Annotated in this window: 1 protein-coding gene; it reads left to right on the top strand. The window is 52.9% G+C overall.

Annotation, left to right across the window (positions count from 1 at the left end):
* Positions 1-139: 139 nt before the first annotated feature.
* Entirely contained in the window at positions 140-1,105 is a 966-nt protein-coding gene (locus tag FDW94_RS21165) for a L,D-transpeptidase family protein (RefSeq protein ID WP_032944376.1), read from the top strand.
* Positions 1,106-1,123: the final 18 nt, after the last annotated feature.

The following is a 1,123-nucleotide window of genomic DNA, read 5'->3' as shown; positions in this document are numbered from 1 at the left end:
GGGTGAGCACACCACTCACCCGGCCTGATGAATTTACAAACTCTTTGCACTTCCCTGCACTTCCCGACACAGCAAACAGCCATAATTCTCGTTTACTTTTACATAATAAAAACCACGTAAAAACAATGGATTTATGGTGATGTTAAACAATAAACGACTCTCTCGCTGGCTCGCGTTTTTTACGCTTGCAGCGACATTCGCGTTAGCACTTCCGGCTCAGGCAAACACCTGGCCGCTGCCGCCACCGGGAAGCCGTCTGGTGGGTCAGAATGCCGTTCACGTTGTTGAAGACAATGGCGGTTCTCTGGAAGCGATTGCGAAAAAGTACAATGTCGGCTTTCTCGCGCTGCTGCAGGCCAACCCTGGCGTTGACCCTTACGTACCACGTCCGGGCAGCGTTTTGACGATCCCGTTACAAACTCTGCTACCTGATGCCCCGCGCGAAGGTATTGTTATCAACCTCGCCGAACTGCGTCTTTATTATTACCAGCCGGGGACCAATTCGGTGACCGTGTATCCTATTGGTATTGGCCAGTTAGGTGGTGACACGCTGACGCCTACGATGGTAACCACCATCTCTGATAAACGCGCCAACCCCACCTGGACGCCGACGGCAAATATCCGCGCGCGATACAAAGCAAACGGGATTGACCTGCCTGCCGTTGTGCCTGCCGGTCCGGATAACCCGATGGGCCATCATGCGATTCGCTTAGCGGCATACGGCGGCGTGTACCTGTTGCACGGTACAAATGCTGATTTTGGCATCGGAATGCGCGTCAGTTCCGGCTGTATTCGTCTGCGCGACGGTGATATAGAAACCCTGTTCCGTCAGGTAACGCCCGGAACTAAGGTCAATATTATCAATACGCCGATCAAAGCATCCGTTGAGCCTAACGGCGTGCGCCTGGTGGAAGTACACCAACCGCTGTCCGAAAAAATCAATGACGACCCGCAACTGCTGCCGATCGTGCTGAACGCGTCCATGCAGACATTTAAAAATGCGGCGCAAACAGATACCGCCGTCATGGATCATGCGATGGAGATTCGCTCAGGCATGCCGGTCGATGTGACCCGTCATCATGACGTTGCTCAACAACCGCTGTAAACGTAGCGTATAAAAAAA

It is taken from the genome of Citrobacter sp. wls757 (assembly GCF_005280935.1).
GTDB lineage: Bacteria > Pseudomonadota > Gammaproteobacteria > Enterobacterales > Enterobacteriaceae > Citrobacter > Citrobacter portucalensis.
The sequence above is the reverse complement of the archived record's forward strand: the minus strand, read 5'-3'. Positions and strand labels throughout refer to the sequence as shown.

Bases quoted from the DNA above. Each gene is read 5' to 3' on its own strand.
- FDW94_RS21165 (WP_032944376.1), top strand. From the start codon at position 140: ATGTTAAACAATAAACGACTCTCTCGCTGGCTCGCGTTTTTTACGCTT.